The sequence below is a fragment of the Xanthomonas chitinilytica genome (genome assembly GCF_026107455.2).
In the GTDB taxonomy this organism is placed as follows: domain Bacteria; phylum Pseudomonadota; class Gammaproteobacteria; order Xanthomonadales; family Xanthomonadaceae; genus Stenotrophomonas; species Stenotrophomonas chitinilytica.
Window position 1 is genome coordinate 226508 of sequence record NZ_JAPCHY010000004.1, and the last position, 18453, is coordinate 244960.

The following is an 18453-nucleotide window of genomic DNA, read 5'->3' on the forward strand; positions in this document are numbered from 1 at the left end:
CCGGCAATCGCCGCCCGGGCCTGCGGGCTGTTGCGCCAGCAGGGGCTGTCCAGCCTCGTCGAGGCCCGGGCCAGTATCCGTGTTGGATCGGCCGCGGCCAGCTGCCGCCGCGATTCGAAGCCCAACTGCTCCAGTCGCGCGACCACGGTCGCACCGACGCCCTTCACCTGCAGCAATGCGGCGCGCTCGTCGAAACCGCGCCGCGGATCGGCGTCAGTGGGTGCGCTCGACCGCATAGCGGGCCAGGCCGCGCAGGGCGGCCACGGCGTCGTTCTCGCCGATCCCGTCGAGCGCGCGTTCGGCGGCTTCGGCGTATTCGGCGGCGCGGGCGCGGCTGTAGTCCAGGCCGCCGGTGGCCTGGATGGCGGCCAGCACTTCCGGCATCGCGCCGGCGTCGCCTTCCTGCACGATCTGGCGCAGGCGCTGCCGGATGGCCGCGTCCGAATGCGCCATCGCATGGATCAGCGGCAGCGTGGCTTTGCCCTCGGCCAGGTCGTCGCCCAGGTTCTTGCCCAGCTCCTCGGCGTTGGCCGAGTAGTCGAGCACGTCGTCGGCGATCTGGAAGGCATAGCCCAGGTGCATGCCGTAGTCGTACAGCCGCTGCTGCAGCCCGGCATCGGCACCGGCCGCCAGCGCGCCGAGACGGGTGCCGGCGGCGAACAGCACCGCGGTCTTGCGCTCGATCACCCGCAGGTAGGCGGCCTCGTCGGTGTCCGGATTGTGCACGTGCAGCAACTGCAGCACTTCGCCCTCGGCGATGCGGTTGGTGGTGTCGGCCAGGATCTGCATCACCTCCATCCGGTCCAGTTCCACCATCAGCTGGAAGCTGCGCGAATACAGGAAGTCGCCGACCAGCACGCTCGGGGCGTTGCCCCACAGCGCGTTGGCGGTGCTGCGGCCGCGGCGCAGGTCCGATTCGTCCACCACGTCGTCGTGCAGCAGGGTCGAGGTGTGGATGAACTCGATGATCGCCGCCAGCTGGTGGTGGTCGGCGCCGGCGGCGCCCACCGCGTGCCCGGCCAGCATCACCAGCATCGGCCGCAGGCGCTTGCCGCCGGCGGAGATGATGTGGTCGGCGATCTGGTTGATCAGCACCACGTCCGAGGAAAGGCGGCGTCGGATCAGCGCATCCACCGCCGCCATGTCGGGCGCGGCGAGCGACTGGATCTGGGGCAGGGCCAGCGCGGGGCGGGTGTCTTCGATGATGGTCATGCGGTCGGGACTGGGGGCGTGCCGGGAATTATAGGGGTTGCGGCCGGGGACGGCCCGCCCGGGAGGGCTAGTCCCACCGCGGTTCGCGGCGTTCTCCGATACCCGCGGCAGGACCGCTATAATTCACTCGCTATGCCCGCATCCGGCGGGTACATCCCAACGGAAGAAGGAACCTATGGCCCGCGGCATCAACAAAGTCATCCTGGTCGGCAACCTCGGCAACGATCCGGACACCAAGTACACCCAGAGCGGCATGGCCGTGACCCGCATCAGCCTGGCCACCACCAGCGTGCGCAAGGACCGCGACGGCAACCAGCAGGAGCGCACCGAATGGCACCGCGTGGTGTTCTTCGGCAAGCTCGGCGAGATCGCCGGCGAGTACCTGCGCAAGGGCAGCCAGGTCTACGTGGAAGGCTCGCTGCGCTACGACAAGTACACCGGCCAGGACGGCGTGGAGAAGTACTCCACCGACATCGTCGCCGACGAGATGCAGATGCTCGGCGGCCGCGGCGAGGGCGGTGGCGGCATGGGCGGCGGCGAGCGTCCGCAGCGGCAGGCGGCACCGCGCCAGAACTACGGCGGCCAGGACCAGGGACAGCGCCCGCAGCGCCAGGCCCCGGCACAGCAGCCGGCCGCGCCGCCGATGGACGATTTCGCCGACGACGACATTCCGTTCTGATCCGGAACGGAACTGGTTCGCCAGCAAAACCCCGGCAAGGCCCTGTGCCTTCTGGGGTTTTTTGTTGGCAGTCGCTGCCGCGGCCTGCGCTGTTCTCCGGCCGGCCTTCCACCCGTGGAAGGCGTGAACGGATATCACCCCACCACTTTGGCCGCCGTCGATACGCGCACCGCCTCTTCGGCGCCTTTGCGCTCGCTGTAGCGGTCCACCAGATAGTCGCTGCGGCCGCGCACCAGCAAGGTGAATTTCATCAGTTCTTCCATGACGTCCACCACGCGGTCGTAGTAGGACGACGGCTTCATGCGGCCGTTGTCGTCGAACTCCTGCCACGCCTTGGCAACGGACGATTGGTTGGGGATGGTGACCATCCGCATCCAGCGCCCCAGGACCCGCAGCGTGTTGACCACGTTGAAGGATTGCGAACCGCCACAGACCTGCATCACCGCCAGGGTCCTGCCCTGCGTGGGCCGCACGCTGCCGTCTTCCAGCGGCAACCAGTCGATCTGGTTCTTGAACACGCCGGTGAGGGTGCCGTGGCGTTCGGGCGACACCCACACCTGGCCCTCCGACCACTGCGACCACGCCCGCAGCTGCTGCACCTTCGGATGGCTCTTGTCCACGCTGTCGAGCATGGGCAGGTCGTGCGGGTCGAACACGCGGGTTTCGGCGCCCAGGTGGCGCAGGATGCGCTCGGCTTCCAGCGCCAGTTTCCGGCTGAAGGACTGGGGCCGCAGGGAGCCGTAGAGGATGAGGATGCGGGGGCGGTGGCCCGCGCTGTCGGCGCCCAGCGTCTCGTGCTCGGGTCGCGGCAGCAGGTCCGTATCCAGGTGGAGGGGAAGGAGGGAGGGGGATTGTTCGGTCATGTTCATTCGATTATTCTAGAAACATGGAAACAAAACATGCAATCGCCGCGCTCACCGCCCTGGGTCATGCGACCCGATTGGCCGCTTTCCGTCTGCTGGTCGAAGCAGGCCCCGCCGGCCGCGTGGCGGGCGACATCGGAGAAGCCCTCGGCGTGCCCGGAGCCACGCTCTCCTTCCACCTCAAGGAGCTGCTGCACGCCGGGCTGGTGGAGAGCGAGAGCCAGGGGCGCCATGTCTGCTACCGCGCCAACTTCCAGGCGATGAACGGCCTGGTCGAATATCTCACCCACAACTGCTGCGCAGGCTCTTCCAGCGCGGCATGCGCGCCGGCAAGCGACGCGGCGTGCGGCTGCTGAGCGACCGGCAAAAACACCTCTTTCCTCCCACGACGGCATCGGCATGACCCACAACGTTCTTTTCCTGTGCACCGGCAACAGCGCCCGCAGCGTCCTGGCCGAGGCCACGCTGCGCGCATGGGCCGGCCATCGCTTCAAGGTCTTCAGCGCCGGCAGCCAGCCCACTGGCACGGTGAACCCCTTTGCCTTGGCGCAACTGGCGGCCGAGGGCGTGTCCACGGCCGGGCTGCGGAGCAAGTCCTGGGACGAATTCACCACGCCGGAGGCGCCGCGCATGGACCTGGTGGTGACCGTATGCGATGCCGCGGCGGCGGAAACCTGCCCGGTGGTGTTCGGGGATTTCCTTCGGACCCATTGGGGCTTGCCTGACCCGGCCGCAGCCGACGGCAGCGATGACGACAAGCGCGCAGCGTTCAAGCACGCCCACCGCGTCATCCAGGCCCGGCTGATGGCCTTCCTGGCGCTCCCGGCTGCGGTTTGGGAAGACCGCGCAGAACTCAAGGTGGCCCTGGACAGGATCGGCTTTGTCGAACCGGCGGACGCCGGCGATGAGTGATACGCCGCCACGCATGGGGGTGTTCGAGCGCTACCTGACCCTGTGGGTGGCGCTCTGCATCGTGGCGGGCACGCTGTTGGGCCACCAGTGGCCGTCCGTCTTCGTCCGTCTGGGAAGCATCGAATGGGCGCAGGTGAACCTGCCCGTGGCCCTGCTCATCTGGGTGATGATCGTGCCCATGCTGTTGAAGGTCGATTTCGGCGCGTTGCGTCAGGTCGGCCAGCATTGGCGCGGCATCGGCACCACGTTGTTCATCAACTGGGCGGTGAAGCCCTTCTCGATGGCCTTGCTCGGCTGGTTCTTCCTGCGCCACGTCTTCGGGCCGTGGCTGCCTGCCGACCAGGTGGACTCCTACATCGCCGGCCTCATCCTGCTGGCGGCCGCGCCCTGCACCGCGATGGTGTTCGTGTGGAGCAACCTGTGCCGCGGCGATGCCGCCTTCACCCTGAGCCAGGTGGCCTTGAACGACGCCATCATGGTGGTGGCGTTCGCGCCGCTGGTCGCGCTGTTGCTCGGCATTTCGTCGATCGCGGTGCCGTGGGCCACGCTGGCCATCTCGGTGGGGCTCTACATCGTGGTGCCGGTGGTCATCGCCACAGGGCTGCGTGCCTGGGTGATGCGCAACGGCGGGCAGGCCCGGCTCGACGCCTGGTTGGCCATGCTGGGGCCGCTGTCATTGGCGGCCCTGCTGCTGATGCTGGTGCTGCTGTTCGGTTTCCAGGGTGGACAGATCCTGGCGCAGCCGCTGGTCATTGCCATGCTGGCGGTGCCCATCCTCATCCAGGTCTATTTCAACTCGGGCCTGGCCTATCTGCTGAACCGCAGGCTGGGGGTGGCCCACCGCGTGGCCGGGCCTTCCGCGCTGATTGGCGCCAGCAACTTCTTCGAACTGGCGGTGGCGACGGCAGTGAGCATGTTCGGGGTCCACTCCGGCGCGGCACTGGCAACGGTCGTAGGCGTGCTGATCGAAGTGCCGGTGATGCTGTCGGTGGTCCGCATCGTCAATCGCTCCAAAGGCTGGTACGAGCGGCACGGCGCGAGCGATCCATGACCGGAAGCCGCCATTGCCGCGCCGCTCAGGTGCCATCCACGTGGTCCGCGGTGCAGCATCGTAGAATGCGCGGCTTGAGCGGAGAACCAACGGACATGTGAGCAAGGCGATTCCTTCGTAGACCCATCACGGGCCGCAGGGCACCACCACCGACGAGGTGGGCGGCCGGCAGTCCGACTGGTCCACCGCCGCGCGGCTGCCTGCGCGGCCGACAACGGAGAATCCACATGTCCGACGCGCGCATCCGCGTTTCCCACCTCGGTTTTTCCTGGCCGGACGGTACCCCCGTACTGGACGACCTCTCGTTCGCCCTCGGTCCCGTGCGCACCGGCCTGGTGGCGCCGAACGGGGCTGGCAAGAGCACCCTGCTGCGGCTGCTCGCCGGCGAACTGCGGCCACTGGCCGGGCAGGTCGAGATGCAGGGCACGCTTGCCTACCTGCCGCAGCATCTGCCGCTGGATGCGGAAGCGACCGTGGCCGAGGTGCTGGGCATCGCGGACCGGCTCGCCGCGCTGGAGGCCATCCTGGCCGGCGATGCGGATCCGGCCAGTTTCGACATCCTGGACGGCGACTGGGACCTGCGCGAGCGCGCAGCCGCGACCCTGGCGCGGCTCGGCCTGGGCGAGGTGCCGCTGCAGCGAAAACTGTCGACCTTCAGTGGCGGCGAAGCGATGTCGCTGGGGCTGGCCGCACGGCTGCTGCGGCGCCCCGACGTACTGCTGCTGGACGAACCCAGCAACCATCTCGATCGTGCCGCGCGCCGGCACCTGCACCGGGTGCTGGCGGAATGGCCGGGCTGCCTGCTGGTTGCCAGCCATGACCGTGAGCTGCTCGAGGGCATGCAACAGATCGCCGAGCTCGAGCCTTCCAGGCTGAAACTGTATGGAGGTGGTTTCGGCTTCTATCACCAGGCGGTGGAGGCCGAACAGCAGGCCGTCGAACAGCAGGTGCGCAACCTGCGCGGCGAGGTCCGGCGCGAGAAGCGCGAGATGCAGCAGTCGCGCGAACGCGCGCAACGGCGGGCCGGCAACGCCTCGCGCAACCTCGCCGACGCCGGCCTGCCGCGGATCGTGGCCGGGAAACTCAAGCGCGCGGCGCAGGTGTCCGCGGGCAAGGCGGACGAGGTCCACGCCGACCGCCTGACCCAGGTACGGGCGCGCTTGCAGGAAGCGGCGCGTTCGCTGCAGGAAAGCGCGTCCCTCGATCTCGCGCTGCCGGCCACGCGGGTGCCGGCCGAACGCGTGCTGTTCGCCGCAGAGAACCTGCGCGTGCAGCGGGATGGGCACTGGCTGTTCGGCGGGCATGGCATTTCGCTGACGATCCGTGGACCGGAACGGATCGCGCTGCTGGGCGCGAACGGTGTCGGCAAGTCCACGCTGCTGCAGGTGCTGGCCGGGGAACTGGCGCCGGACGAAGGCAGCGTCCGCCGGGGAGCGGGGCGGATCGCCCATCTGTCGCAGCGGCTGGACCTGCTCGACCCGGCGCGCAGCGTGGCGGAAAACTTCGCCGATTTCGCGCCGGGCATGCCGGCGCCCGAGCGCGCCAATCTGCTCGCACGCCTGCAGTTCCGGGGCGCGCGGATGGATCTGCCGGTCGCGGCGCTGTCCGGCGGCGAACGCCTGCGCGCGGTGCTGGCCTGTGTGCTGCATGCCGAACCGGCGCCGCAGTTGCTGCTGCTGGACGAGCCGAGCAACAACCTCGACCTGGCCACGGTCGCGCAACTGGAGCAGGCCCTGCGTGCCTACCAGGGAGCACTGGTGGTGGTCAGCCACGATGCGGCGTTCCTCGACGCGATCGGCGTGACCCGCCGGCTGGAACTGACCGCCGACGGAATGCGCCAGGTCGGCTGACATCGGCTGTGGTTGCTTTGCCAGCTAGCGCGGCACCGAGGGCCACGGCTTCTACACCGAGCCGCACCAGCGCGAGTACTACACCAGGTTGCTGGGCTTCCTGTCGCAGCATCTGGGCGGCGCGCCGGCGCAGGGCACCGCGCAACCCTGAGCAGGGTGGCAACGCAGCGGGAAACGACAACGGCGCCGCGAGGCGCCGTTGTCGTGCCGGGTGTCGGCGATGTCAGTCGCGGGTCAGGCGCTTGAGCAGCGGGGTCGCCAGGAACAGCAGTGCGCCGGCCACCAGCCCGATCCACATCATCTTGGTGAAGACGCCGGCATAGACGGACAGCGCCAGCTCGCGGCTGGCGTCGTGCGGGATCGCCGCCCAGGTGCCGAGGCGGCCGGCGATGATCTCGCCGAAGGCCGAGAACAGGAACCAGGCGCCCATCATCATGCCCACCGCACGCGGGATCGACAGCGAGGTCACCGCGGCCAGGCCCACCGGCGAGAGCACCATCTCGCCCAGCACCAGCACGAAGTAGGCCAGGATCATCCACCACAGGCTGACCAGCATGTCGTCGCCGGGATTGGCGGCGGCGAACGCCAGCACGCCGAAGGCCAGGCCGCAGAACACCAGGCCCCAGGCGAACTTGGCCGGGTAGCTGGGATTCAGCCCCAGCCGGTCCAGCCGCGGCCAGATCCAGGCGAATACCGGGCTGAGCGCGATCACCGCCAGCGCGCCGATGGCGGTGGTCTGGCCGGCGGTCCACTGGATGCCGAAGGTGGTGCGGTCCATGGCGCGGTCGGCCATCGCCACCCACGGTCCGTAGGTCTGCTCGTACAGGCCCCAGAACAGCGCGCTGACCGTGATCAGCACCATCAGCATGATCATCCGTCCCTTCTCGGCGCGGCTGATGCCGGAGAACAGCAGGCGGACGAACCAGGCATACAGGCCCAGGCCCAGCACCACCGCCACCACCTCGGTCAGGGTGACCTCGTGGCCGCCGAACAGCGCCGACAGCGGGCCGAAGTTGATGCGGGTCTGCAGCACCTGCCACACCACCACGGTCAGCAGCAGGCCGCCCAGGTAGATCAGCATCTCGCGCGACAGGCCGGCGAACGCGGGCGTGCGCAGCAGCACCGGATCGGCGGGTTCGGCCTGGCCGAGCAGGTGGCGGCGACCCAGCAGGAACTGCACCAGGCCCAGCGCCATCATCACCCCGGCCAGTGCGAAACCGTAGCCCCAGCCGATCTTCTCGCCGATGTAGGCCACGATCAGCGACGACAGGAACGCACCGACGTTGATGCCCATGTAGAAGATGGTGAAGCCCGAATCGCGGCGCGGGTCGTTGTCCGGATACAGGCGGCCGACGATGGTGGAGATGTTGGGCTTGAGGAAACCCACGCCCACGCCGATCAGCGCCAGCGAGAAGTACATCACCTGCACGGCGAAGGCGTCCTGCTGGCCGGCGCCCTGCACGCCGGCGGCGGCGTGCCCGGTATAAGCCATGCCCAACTGGCCGAGCACCAGCAGGATGCCGCCGAACACCACCGCCTTGCGCATGCCCAGGTAGCGGTCGGCCAGCAACCCGCCCAGCAGCGGCAACGCGTAGGCCAGGCCGGCGTAGGTGCCCAGCAGCAGGTAGCCGTCGGTGTCGCTGAACAGGTGGTGCTTGGTGAGGTACAGCAGCAGCAGCGCCTTCATGCCGTAGAAGGCGAAGCGCTCCCACATCTCGGTAAGGAAACAGACGTACAGGCCCTTGGGATGGCCCAGGAACTGGCCACTGGCCGCGACCGCGGCCGGATGGGATGCGGACACCGGATGCCCCCTCGTGAAAAGACGGGGCAGTATAGCGGCCGCCCCCGCGCCGGGCGCGGCATGACTTCGGACCTTTGCGCCGCCCCGGCGGGGCGCCTACCATCGGCTCCTTTCGTGCCTGGGAGATGCCCGATGAAGCTTCGTTACGCCCTGTTGCCGCTGTGCCTGCTGACCGCGATGCCGTCGCTGGCCGCCCCGCGCGGTCTCGATGTCCGCGACATGCTGGCGCTGGACCGGGTCTCGGCGCCGCTGCTCGACGCCAACGGCGGCACCGTGGTGTTCGCCAAGCGGGTGGTGGGCGAGGATGGCAAGGCCAGTACCGGGCTGTGGGTGCGCAACCTGCTCACGCGCGACCTGGCGCCGCCGAAAGCGCTGACGCCGGAAGGCTGGAACGTCAATTCCGCGGCGATGTCGGCCGACGGCCGCAGCGTGTACTTCCTCAGCGCCAAGAACGGCAGCCAGCAGCTGTATTCGATCCCGCTGGCCGGCGGCACGCCGCAGCAGCTGACCGACCTGGCGCTGGACGTCGAAAGTTTCCGCGTCTCGCCGAAGGGCGACCGCGTGGCCTTCAGCACCGCGGCATTCCAGGACTGCGGCTCGGACCTGGGCTGCACCGCCAAGCGGCTGGAGGAGGCCAAGTCGGCCAAGCACAGCGGCAAGGTGTTCGACGGCCTGTTCGTGCGCCATTGGGATACCTGGAGCGACGGCCGCCGCAACACCCTGTTCGTGGCGCCGCTGCCGGCCGCCGACGGCGCGCCGGTGAAGGGCGCCTCGGCCATCAGCGCGACCCTGGACGGCGACGCCCCGTCCAAGCCGTTCGGCGGCAACGACGACTACGCCTGGTCGCCGGACGGACGCAGCGTGGTGGCCAGCATCCGCGTGGCCGGCAAGCAGGAACCGTGGTCGACCAATTTCGACCTGTACAAGCTCGATGCCGACGGCCGGCGGGCGCCGGTCAACCTGACCGCCGGCAACCCGGCCTGGGATGCCGGCCCGGTGTTCAGCGCCGATGGCAAGACCCTGTACTACCGCGCGATGAAGCGCCCGGGTTTCGAGGCCGACCGTTTCGGGCTGATGGCACTGGACCTGGCCAGCGGCAAGACGCGCGAGATCGCGCCGCAGTGGGACCGCTCGGCCGATGGCGTGGCGCTGTCCGCCGATGGCAAGACCCTGTACACCACCGCGCAGGACATGGGCGAGCATCCGCTGTTCGCGGTCGACATCGCCGACGGCCAGGTGAAGAAGGTGGCCGGCATCGGCAGCATCTCCGCATTCGAAGTGGCGGGCGATACGCTGGCCTTCACCCAGAACACGCTGCAGACCAACGACCAATTGGTGGTCGCCTCGTTGTCGCAGATCGACGAGTTCCAGCGCCAGCGCGCCGATGGCCAGCACGTGGCCGGTCCGTATCGCGTGATCACCCCGGCGGCGACCGAGCAGCTCAAGGACGTGCGCATGGGCGAGTTCGAGCAGTTCAGCTTCAAGGGCTGGAACGACGCCACCGTGCACGGTTACGTGGTCAAGCCGTGGAACTACGAGGAAGGCAGGAAGTATCCGGTCGCGTTCCTGATCCACGGCGGTCCGCAGGGCAGCTTCGGCAACGGCTGGAGCTACCGCTGGAACCCGCAGACCTATGCCGGCCAGGGCTATGCCGTGGTGATGATCGACTTCCACGGTTCCACCGGCTATGGCCAGGAATTCACCGACGCGATCAGCCAGCACTGGGGCGACCGCCCGCTGGAAGACCTGCAGAAGGGCTGGGCCGCGGCGCAGGAACAGTATCCGTTCCTCGACGGCGACAAGGCCTGCGCGCTGGGCGCCAGCTACGGCGGCTACATGGTCAACTGGATCGCCGGCAACTGGAACGAGCCGTGGAAGTGCCTGGTCAACCACAACGGCGTGTTCGACACCCGCTCGATGGGCGTGGTGACCGAGGAGCTGTGGTTCACCGAATGGGAGTTCGGCGGCACGGTGGCCGACAACCCGGCCGGCTACGAGAAGTTCAACCCGGCCCGGCACATCGACAAGTGGCGCGTGCCCACCCTGGTGGTCGCCGGCCAGAACGACTTCCGGGTGCCGCTCGACCAGAGCCTGTCCTCGTTCACCGCGTTGCAGCGCAAGGGCATCGAGTCCAAGCTGCTGTACTTCCCCGACGAGAACCACTGGGTGCTCAAGCCCGACAACAGCATCCTGTGGCACGACACCGTCAACGGCTGGCTGAAGCAGCACATCGGCCAGTAACGGGAATCCGGAGAACGGCCGGCACCGTGCCGGCCGTTTCTTTTTCGTCCGCAGTAGAGGGGAGAACACCGCAGATGGCGATCGAATCGACCGAAGCGTCCACCGCATTGATTACCAACGACATCGTCCAGTTCGGCCTGATCGCCGCCACGCTGGGCCTGATCTTCTGGCTGGCCAGCGGGCCGACGCCGTTCTGGAAGACATTCTTCGCCTGGGTGCCGGCGTTGTTGCTGTGCTACTTCGTCCCGGCGTTCTACAACACCGTCGGCCTGATCGACGGCGAGGGCAGCAACCTGTACAACCCGGTCGCCAGCCGCGTGCTGTTGCCGGCCGCGCTGGTGCTGCTGACCCTGTCGATCGACCTGAAGGGCATCCTCAAGCTGGGGCCGAAACTGCTGTTCGTATTCTGTGCCGGCACCCTGGGCATCGTGCTGGGCGCGATCGTGTCGTTCCAGGTGATGGCATGGGTGTACCCGCCGGCGGTGGCCGGCGACACCTGGATGGGCATGGCGGCGCTGGCCGGCAGCTGGATCGGCGGCGGCGCCAACATGGTGGCGATCCGCGAGATCTACGGCGTCGATGCCACCCTGTTCGGCCAGTTCGCGGTGGTCGACGTGGCCATCGCCAGCCTGTGGATGGCCACGCTGCTGTTCCTGGCCAACCGCGCGACGCAGATCGACGCGCGCACCGGGGCCGACACCCGCGCCATCGACGAGATGAAGGAGCGCATCTCCGCCTACGAGGCGGCCAATGCGCGCATCCCGACCCTGGCCGACCTGATGGTGATCGTCGCCATCGCCTTCGGCATCGTCGGCCTGGCGCATGCGGTCTCCGACCCGGCGGCCGGCTGGTTCAAGGCCAATGTGGCCTGGGCCGGGCAGTTCAGCCTGGACGCGCCGTTCGTCTGGATCGTGGTGCTGTCCACGCTGGGCGGCCTGGGGCTGAGCTTCACCCGGGTGCGGCGCCTGGAGAATGCCGGCGCATCCAAGCTCGGTACGGTGTTCCTGTATTTCCTGATCGCCTGCATCGGCATGCAGATGGACTTCATGAAGCTGGCCAACCGCCCGGAACTGGTCGCCATCGGCGTGATCTGGATGCTGACCCACATCCTGGTGCTGTGGCTGGCGGCCAAGCTGGTGCGCGCGCCGCTGTTCTATTTCGCCATCGGTTCGCAGGGCAACATCGGCGCGGCGGCATCGGCACCGGTGGTGGCCGCCGCGTTCCATCCGACCCTGGCGCCGGTCGGGGTGCTGCTGGGTACGGTCGGCTACGCCACCGGTACGGTCATCGCCTATGGCGTCGGCCAGATCCTGCGGATGATGGCCGGCGTCGAAGGCTGAGCGGGAAGGGCGAACGGGCCGCTGACGCGGCCCGTTTCCTCATCCAATCCGGAGAGAGCGGTGCCTCCCGAGGGTGCCTTGTCGTCGTTCGAGAAGGTCGCGACTGACGTCGCTCCCGCAGTGCGGAGAGGCGTTGTAGGAGCGACGTCAGTCGCGACCGCCGGGGCGACGATTGCCCCGGCCTGCCGCCGGCCCTGGAACCCGTTTCCGACCCGACTCACCCCATGGCCAGCTGGCGCCGCTGGGTCTCCTGCTGGACCACCGTCTGCTGATGCGCGTCCTGTTGCTGCAGCAGCGCCAGGTTCTGCTGCAACGGCGTTTCCATCGCCGGGGCGAGATCGATGTGGCTGCGGCGGTGGGCCGGGTCGGCCAGCTCGCCCTGTACCGCGAATACCCGGCCCTCGCCGGGCAGCAGGTGGTCGATCCGGGTCAGGCCGTCGCCGCCGGACTGCGCGGCGATGCTGCCGGCGGTATTGAAGAAGGCGCTGTCGCCCTCCAGGCCCAGCCGCTGCCGCTGTGGTTCCAGCTTGTCCACGGCATCGTTGAACAGCTGGCCGCCGGTACTCAGCGTGGTTGCCGGGAGCACGATGCCGTTCTGCTGTGCGGTCTCGCGCGCGCGCAGTTGCTGCAGGTCCTGGGCGTCCATCACCGCGTCGATGCCGTGCAGGTCCAGCCGGTGCTTGAGCATCGCGCCCGGGATCAGCCGCTTGCCGAAGGACAGCGGCTCCGGGTCGGGCAGTTCGATGCGGTGGCCGATGGCGTCGGGCATCACCCAGCGCAGCGGCAGGCTCTTTTCCTGCAGGTGGGTGAGCAGCTCGTTCTTGACGTGGTAGCTGCGGATCAGGCCTTCGGCGGCGTATTCCTTGGCCGCCGCCGGGTCCAGTCCTTCCCGCTCCAGCGTGTTGTTGTGCACGCCCGAGGCGTTGTAGGTGATGGCCGGGGTGTCGGTGACCAGCGCCGCGGCCGAGGCCAGGCCGCCGCCGAGCGAATGCCCGGTCAGCACCAGGTCGTTGCCGAAGGCATTGCGGGCGCTGCGCGCCAGGTGGATGGCGTTCTCGAACTGCGCCGTTTCCAGGCCCAGGCCCTGGCCGATGTTCTGCGGCCAGTCGCGCAGCTGGTCGGTGCCGCACAGCGCCAGCGCCACCTTGCCGTCGGGCGCGCGGTAGAAGGCGGCGTCGAAGCCGGAGCGCGCATCGCGCAATGCGGAAGGGTCGATGCCCGCGGCGCGCAGCTCGGCATCCTCCAGCCGTGTCCAGCCGCCCGGCAGTGCGGTCGCGGTGTGTTCCTGGCCATCGCGGCGGGCGGCCGAGAGCTGGTAGAGATCCTTCAGGACGGCGGGAAATTCAAGGTCCGCGGGCTGGGGAGTCGTTCCCGACATTGCCGGGGCGGTACCGTTGCCGGTGGTGGTCGTCTGTTCCATCGTCGCTTCCCTGCTCGGGGGCTCAGCCTTCGGGGCTGATGCCGTGGGTCTTCAGCCAGGTACGCACCTGTTCGCGTCCGGCCCGGGATTCCTTGTTGAGGATCCTTTCCGAGGTCATGAAGAATCCTTTCTGGAAGGTGGCGCCGGTGTTGTCGCGGACGGTGGGGTCCACGCCCAGCTCGAGCAGCTTCAGCACCGTACCCGGGTCGTTGACCGGGATGTGCAGCAGGCTGTGGCCGGAACTGTCGCGATGGTGGATGTCGGCACCGGCGGCGATGAGCATGTCGCGCTGGGTGGCGCGCTTGTGCAGCACCGCCCGGAACAGCGGCGTCCAGCCGTTGCGCTCGCTGGCCACGTCGGCCGGGGCCTGGTGCTCGAGCAGCACTTTCAGGTAGCTGGGGTCGTCGACCATGGCGGCCATGTGCACCACGGTTTCCCCGTCCATGCCGGCCTGGGACGGATCGGCGCCGGCGTCGAGCAGGGCGGCCAGTGCGCGCGGCTGCTGGTTCCAGATGGCCCATTCCAGCAGGGTGACACCCTGGTCGCCGCGGGCGGAGAGGTCGGTCTGCGCGGCCAGCTGGCGGATGCGCGATTCGTCGCCGGCGGCCACCGCATCGGCCAGCGGGGCGACGGCCGGATCGGGAAAGACAATCTGTTGCTTTGCTGCTTCTGACATGGCGGGCCGCTCCTTGGCGCCGACCGGGGCGGCGGCGCATGAAACCATCAACAGCGAGGTCGCTAGGACCGCGGCAGGGAGCTGCTCGCGCATCGTGGACTCCTTCCTGGTCGTGTTCCTGCGATTTCCTGCGATGACCGCGTCCATTGCCGACGCGGTCAGGCCGATCCTAGCAGCTGGGCATGCATGCTGCAGGCCGGGTTCCGTGACTAACTTCGCGAAATCGCGGTTCATCTTCGCCGTTCGCGGCGGATTCGCCGGTATTGCCCCGGTGTGGCGCCGCATGCCGGCGGTGGGGGCGGGGGCGCATCGGCATGGGCGGAGCCTGCGCGGGACGATCGCGGTTTGGGGGCCGAAAAGCGAAGGGCGGAGCCTGAGCTCCGCCCTTCGCGGTGTTGCCGATGGCCGGCCAGCGGCCGGTCCGGGTCAGCAGCAGCGGAATCCGCCCTTGCCGCCGAACCGCGCTTCCTGGCGTTCGCGGAAGAAGGTGGGGTAGTCCATCACCTCGCGGTCGGGGTGCTTCTCGCGCATGTGCCGGACATAGTTGTCGTAGTCCGGCACGCCGCAGCACAGCCGTGCGGTCTGCACCAGGCGCCGCCATGTGCGGCGGAACGCCTGGTGCTGGCCGACGGGAACGAGCGAAGTGCTCATCACACGTCCATCTCGTGCGGCTTCAACGCGATGTACGGCGTTTCATGGTCGGTGCGCACCGACGAGCGGCGGGCCGCGATGATGGTCTTGATCGAATACACCAGCACCGCGAACACCACGAACAGGAACAGCACGGTCAGCCCGGTGTTGATGTAGTTGTTGATCATCACCTGCTGCATCTGCCCGAAGTCCTTGGACGGCGGCAGCAGGTTGCCGGCAGCGATGGCGTCGCGGTACTTGTGCGCCTGTGCCAGGAAACCCACGGCCGGGTCGTTGGAGAAGATCTTGATGAAGCCGGCGGAGGTGGTGCAGATCAGCAGCCACACGGCCGGAAGCGCCGGGACCCAGGCGTAGCGGTCCTTCTTCAGCTTGAACAGCACCACGGTGCACAGCAGCAGCGCCACGCCGGCCAGCATCTGGTTGGCGATGCCGAACAGCGGCCACAGCATGTTGATGCCGCCCAGCGGGTCGGTCACGCCCTGATACAGGAAGTAGCCCCACAGCGCCACGCAGCCGGCGGTGGCGATGATGTTCGGGCCCCAGGCGTCGGTCTTGCGCAGCGCCGGGATGAAGTTGCCCAGCAGGTCCTGCAGCATGAAGCGGCCCGAACGGGTGCCGGCATCGACCGCGGTCAGGATGAACAGCGCTTCGAACAGGATCGCGAAGTGGTACCAGAACGCCATCATCCCTTCGCCCGGCAGTACCGCGTGCAGGATCTGGGCGATGCCCACCGCCAGCGTCGGCGCGCCGCCGGCACGCGACAGGATGGTGGATTCGCCGATCTCGGCGGCCGTGGCCGTCAGCACCTCGGGGCTGATGGCAAAGCCCCATTCGTTGGTGATGTGCGCCGCGGCGGTCACCACGTCGGTGCCGATCACCGCGGCCGGGCTGTTCATCGCGAAGTAGATGCCCGGCTCGATGATCGAGGCCGCCACCATCGCCATGATCGCCACGAACGATTCCATCAGCATGCCGCCGTAGCCGATGTAGGCGGCGTGGCCTTCGTTGGCCAGCAGCTTGGGCGTGGTGCCCGAGCTGATCAGCGCGTGGAAGCCGGACACCGCGCCGCAGGCGATGGTGATGAACAGGAACGGGAACATGCTGCCCTTCCACACCGGGCCGGTGCCGTCGGTGAACTGGGTCAGCGCCGGCATCTTCAGTTCCGGCATCACGATCAGGATGCCGATCGCCAGGCCGACGATGGTGCCGATCTTGAGGAAGGTGGACAGGTAGTCGCGCGGCGCCAGCAGCAGCCACACCGGCAGCACCGCGGCAACGAAGCCGTAGCCGATCAGCATCCAGGTGATCTGCACGCCGGTGAAGGTGAACGCCGGGCCCCAGACCGGGTCGGCCGCGACCTTGCCGCCGAACCAGATCGCCGCCAGCAGCAGCACCAGGCCCACGACCGAGATCTCGCCGATCTTGCCGGGGCGGATGTAGCGCATGTACAGGCCCATGAAGATGGCGATGGGCATCGTCGCGATGACGGTGAACATGCCCCACGGGCTGTCGGCCAGCGCCTTGACCACGATCATCGCCAGCACCGCGAGGATGATGATCATGATCATGAACACGCCGAACAGGGCGATGGTGCCGGGTATCGGCCCCATCTCCTCGCGCACCAGGTCGCCGAGCGAGCGGCCGTTGCGGCGGCTGGAGATGAACAGGATCATGAAATCCTGCACCGCGCCGGCCAGCACCACGCCGGCGATCAGCCACAGCGTGCCGGGCAGGTAGCCCATCTGCGCGGCCAGCACCGGGCCGACCAGCGGGCCGGCGCCGGCGATGGCGGCGAAGTGGTGGCCGAACAGGACATGCTTGTTCGTTGGTACGTAGTCCAGGCCGTCGTTGTTGACGTAGGCCGGGGTGGCGCGGGTACGGTCCACGCCCAGCACCTTGTTGGCAATGAACAGACCGTAGTAGCGGAAGGCCACCAGGTAGATCGAGACCGCGGCTATGACGATCCACAGCGCGTTGATGTGCTCGCCACGGCGCAGTGCCACCACGCCCAGACAGAACGCACCGAGGAGCGACAACGCCGCCCAGCCCAGCTTGGAGAAACCTTTCATGAGACACCTCGCCCTAAGACCGGCCTAGGGTCCTCCCATGCAGGGGGAGGGTCAATGTGTATCCCGCATGAAGCGGATGCGACTTTGGTCGTATGCTGCAACGCGCAACGCCGCCGGGGCGTTTTCGCGGCCGCGCTGGAACAATGGGTTGCGCCGGTGCCGGTTGGGGTTTCGGCCGGCGACGTCCATCTAGGGTGGATTCCAACGGAGTTACGCCATGAGCCATTCAAGCCCGACCCGCGTGCTGCGCACGATCCGTGGCATGCCGACCTCCGACGGCGCCGGCGTGCGCCTGACCCGGGTGATCGGTACCCCGTCGCTGCCGGACCTGGACCCGTTCCTGATGCTGGACGAGTTCGGCACCGACCGCGCCGAGGACTACATCGCCGGCTTTCCCAGCCATCCCCATCGCGGCTTCGAGACCGTCACCTACATGCTCGACGGGCGCATGCGGCACAAGGACAACCACGGCAACGAGGGCCTGTTGACGCCGGGCAGCGTGCAGTGGATGACCGCCGGTCGCGGCCTGGTGCACTCGGAGATGCCCGAGCAGGAGTCCGGGCGCATGCGCGGCTTCCAGCTGTGGGTGAACCTGCCTGCGCGCGACAAGATGGTGGAGCCGAAGTACCAGGAGTTCGCGCCGGAGCGCATCCCGGTGGCGACGCCGGCCGAGGGCGTCAGCATCAAGGTGATCGCCGGCCGGGTGGACGAGGTGCTCGGTCCCATCGTGCAGCCGGCCACCGATCCGCTGTACCTGGATGTGACGCTGCAGCCGGGCAGCCGCTGGCAGTATCCGCTGCCCGACGGGCACAACGCGTTCGCCTACGTGTTCGAAGGCGAGGCCAACCTCGGCGAAGGTGCGGATGCGCGGACGGTGGCGCAGCACGAATTGGCGGTGCTGGGCGGCGGCGAATCGCTGCAGCTGGAAGCCGGCGCCAGCGGGGCGCGGCTGATCCTGGTCGCCGGCCGGCCGCTGCGCGAGCCGGTGGCGCGCCATGGCCCGTTCGTGATGAACACCCGCGAGCAGTTGATGCAGGCGTTCGTCGACTACCAGGAAGGCCGGTTCTGAATCCGGTGCGGATCCCGGACGGGCGTTGCCCGCCGTCCGGGGTGTTCGCTCAGTTGCCGCCGGCCAGGGCGGTCGGATTGAGGTTCATGCCCTGGGTCAGCGACTGCAGCGAGGACAGTTCCCGGGTATCGCCGGCGTCGATCCAGATCTGCGCGTAGCGGTTCTTGGCCAGCTTGACCACGGTGATGCGCCGCGCTTCCAGCCCCGGCAGGTCGCGTCCGCCCATGTCCGGGGTGTACCAGTACAGCGATTCGCCGGCAAAGCTGCCCTTTTCCTGGCGCAGCGAACGGTTGAGCGGCAGCGCCGGGTCGCGCGAGGTCAGCATCATGTTGAGGACATGGCGCCCGTCCTCGGTGCTGGCCTTGCACAGGATGAAATCGTTCTGGACCTGGCGTTCCCATTGCAGGCCGGCACTGCCGGGCAGCGACGGGCAGTCGGCCGTGGCCTGCGCCAGGGCAGGTGCGCTGGCGCACAACAGAAAAAGGCTGGAAACGATACTGGCAGTCTTCACGCGCTACATCCCCCGTAAGCGTCGGCCATCGGCCGGCTGGCTGAGTGTGTCTGAAGGTGACCGCACCACCGGCGGTGGCCATCCATATCCCCTGGCCGTGTTCCGCGC

16 protein-coding genes are annotated in these 18453 nt (G+C 68.3%); 8 read left to right on the forward strand and 8 right to left on the reverse strand.

Annotated elements, in window-relative coordinates:
• Positions 1 to 213: 213 nt before the first annotated feature.
• Complete coding sequence (locus OK345_RS06890; protein WP_265127183.1) at positions 214 to 1212, reverse strand: polyprenyl synthetase family protein; 999 nt, start codon at positions 1210 to 1212, stop codon at positions 214 to 216.
• Positions 1213 to 1387: 175 nt separating this feature from the next.
• Between OK345_RS06890 and OK345_RS06895 the strand changes: the two genes are divergently transcribed.
• On the forward strand, positions 1388 to 1891 hold the full coding sequence (locus tag OK345_RS06895; protein ID WP_265127184.1) for a single-stranded DNA-binding protein: 504 nt from the start codon (positions 1388 to 1390) through the stop codon (positions 1889 to 1891).
• A 134-nt stretch (positions 1892 to 2025) separates the two neighbouring features.
• On the opposite strand, the gene arsH is transcribed toward OK345_RS06895, so the two are convergent.
• Complete coding sequence (gene arsH, locus OK345_RS06900) at positions 2026 to 2760, reverse strand: arsenical resistance protein ArsH (protein WP_425510955.1); 735 nt, start codon at positions 2758 to 2760, stop codon at positions 2026 to 2028.
• A gap of 17 nt (positions 2761 to 2777) precedes the next feature.
• On the opposite strand from arsH, the gene OK345_RS06905 reads away from it, so the two are divergent.
• The 4 genes from OK345_RS06905 to OK345_RS06920 all read left to right on the forward strand — a co-directional run bounded on the left by OK345_RS06905 (position 2778) and on the right by OK345_RS06920 (position 6567).
• Entirely contained in the window at positions 2778 to 3110 is a 333-nt protein-coding gene (locus tag OK345_RS06905; RefSeq protein ID WP_265127186.1) for an ArsR/SmtB family transcription factor, read from the forward strand.
• A gap of 43 nt (positions 3111 to 3153) precedes the next feature.
• Positions 3154 to 3666 (forward strand): arsenate reductase ArsC, encoded by a 513-nt coding sequence (locus tag OK345_RS06910; protein ID WP_265127187.1) that lies wholly within the window; start codon positions 3154 to 3156, stop codon positions 3664 to 3666.
• 13 nt (positions 3667 to 3679) lie between these two features.
• Entirely contained in the window at positions 3680 to 4717 is a 1038-nt protein-coding gene (gene arsB, locus OK345_RS06915; protein ID WP_265127316.1) for an ACR3 family arsenite efflux transporter, read from the forward strand.
• A gap of 227 nt (positions 4718 to 4944) precedes the next feature.
• Positions 4945 to 6567: an ABC-F family ATP-binding cassette domain-containing protein gene (locus OK345_RS06920; RefSeq protein ID WP_265127189.1), complete on the forward strand. Its 1623-nt coding sequence runs from the start codon at positions 4945 to 4947 to the stop codon at positions 6565 to 6567.
• Positions 6568 to 6790: 223 nt separating this feature from the next.
• Here OK345_RS06920 and OK345_RS06925 read toward each other — a convergent pair whose 3' ends face one another.
• Complete coding sequence (locus tag OK345_RS06925; RefSeq protein WP_265127190.1) at positions 6791 to 8368, reverse strand: peptide MFS transporter; 1578 nt, start codon at positions 8366 to 8368, stop codon at positions 6791 to 6793.
• A gap of 132 nt (positions 8369 to 8500) precedes the next feature.
• On the opposite strand from OK345_RS06925, the gene OK345_RS06930 reads away from it, so the two are divergent.
• Both OK345_RS06930 and OK345_RS06935 read left to right on the forward strand, forming a co-directional pair.
• Positions 8501 to 10609, forward strand: a complete 2109-nt coding sequence (locus tag OK345_RS06930; protein WP_265127191.1) for a S9 family peptidase — start codon at positions 8501 to 8503, stop codon at positions 10607 to 10609.
• Between the two features lie 74 nt (positions 10610 to 10683).
• Positions 10684 to 11949, forward strand: coding sequence for a DUF819 family protein (locus OK345_RS06935; RefSeq protein WP_265127192.1), 1266 nt, complete (start codon positions 10684 to 10686; stop codon positions 11947 to 11949).
• Positions 11950 to 12166: 217 nt separating this feature from the next.
• On the opposite strand, the gene OK345_RS06940 is transcribed toward OK345_RS06935, so the two are convergent.
• The 4 genes from OK345_RS06940 to OK345_RS06955 form a co-directional block, all read right to left on the reverse strand.
• Entirely contained in the window at positions 12167 to 13369 is a 1203-nt protein-coding gene (locus OK345_RS06940) for a Tle-like phospholipase domain-containing protein (RefSeq protein ID WP_265127193.1), read from the reverse strand.
• A 22-nt stretch (positions 13370 to 13391) separates the two neighbouring features.
• The gene (locus OK345_RS06945) at positions 13392 to 14138 is read right to left on the reverse strand and encodes an ankyrin repeat domain-containing protein (RefSeq protein WP_265127194.1); all 747 of its coding nucleotides are present in this window, start codon (positions 14136 to 14138) and stop codon (positions 13392 to 13394) included.
• A gap of 333 nt (positions 14139 to 14471) precedes the next feature.
• The gene (locus OK345_RS06950) at positions 14472 to 14696 is read right to left on the reverse strand and encodes a YbdD/YjiX family protein (protein WP_265127195.1); all 225 of its coding nucleotides are present in this window, start codon (positions 14694 to 14696) and stop codon (positions 14472 to 14474) included.
• The gene (locus tag OK345_RS06955; RefSeq protein ID WP_265127196.1) at positions 14696 to 16765 is read right to left on the reverse strand and encodes a carbon starvation CstA family protein; all 2070 of its coding nucleotides are present in this window, start codon (positions 16763 to 16765) and stop codon (positions 14696 to 14698) included. The genes OK345_RS06950 and OK345_RS06955 overlap by 1 nt, the downstream gene beginning before the upstream one ends.
• Before the next feature lie 217 nt (positions 16766 to 16982).
• On the opposite strand from OK345_RS06955, the gene OK345_RS06960 reads away from it, so the two are divergent.
• Entirely contained in the window at positions 16983 to 17834 is an 852-nt protein-coding gene (locus OK345_RS06960) for a pirin family protein (protein WP_265127197.1), read from the forward strand.
• Between the two features lie 49 nt (positions 17835 to 17883).
• On the opposite strand, the gene OK345_RS06965 is transcribed toward OK345_RS06960, so the two are convergent.
• Positions 17884 to 18345: a hypothetical protein gene (locus tag OK345_RS06965; protein WP_265127198.1), complete on the reverse strand. Its 462-nt coding sequence runs from the start codon at positions 18343 to 18345 to the stop codon at positions 17884 to 17886.
• Positions 18346 to 18453 lie beyond the last annotated feature (108 nt).